Here is a 647-nt window from a genome sequence, read left to right as displayed (position 1 = left end):
GCCCTGGTCGATGACAGGACCCATGTAATTGCTTTGGTCTTCAGGGTTGCCCTGTGTTAATTCGTTCGTCAGTTCAACCACACGGTTCAGAACTTGATCGTATACATCTTCTACGATCACCGCACGGGAGCAGGCAGAGCACTTCTGGCCGGAGAATCCGAACGCAGATGCCACGATGGAAGTCGCCGCCAATTCAAGGTCTGCTTCTTTGTCGACAACGATTGTATCCTTGCCGCCCATTTCAGCGATGACGCGCTTCAGCCAGATTTGGCCATCGTTTAATTTAGATGCGCGCTCGTTGATGCGAAGACCAACATCGCGTGAACCTGTGAATGAGATGAAGCGAGTATCTTTATGGTCAACCAGGTAGTCGCCCACTTCTGCACCGCTGCCAGGCACGAAGTTCAGAACGCCCTTCGGAAGGCCTGCTTCTTCCATTACTTCAACAAATTTCGCTGCCACAACAGGTGTTGTAGAAGCTGGCTTTAATAGAACAGTGTTTCCTGCCACAATCGCTGCAACAGTTGTGCCGGCCATGATCGCAAGCGGGAAGTTCCAAGGAGAGATGATGATGCCCACTCCCAATGGAATGTAGTCATAACGGTTATATTCGTTCGGACGGCTGTTAACAGGAACACCGTCTTTGA

At 50.9% G+C, this 647-nt stretch carries 1 protein-coding gene; it reads right to left on the bottom strand.

Going from position 1 to position 647, the window contains the following annotated elements; all coding sequences use genetic code 11:
* On the bottom strand, window positions 1-647 hold a 647-nt coding region (locus tag CHI10_RS17200), incomplete at both ends, for an aldehyde dehydrogenase family protein (RefSeq protein WP_142301768.1).

The organism is Bacillus sp. 7894-2, from assembly GCF_002272225.1.
GTDB lineage: Bacteria > Bacillota > Bacilli > Bacillales > Cytobacillaceae > Cytobacillus.
Note: the sequence above shows the minus strand (reverse complement) of the source record. Positions and strands in the feature narration are given on the sequence as shown.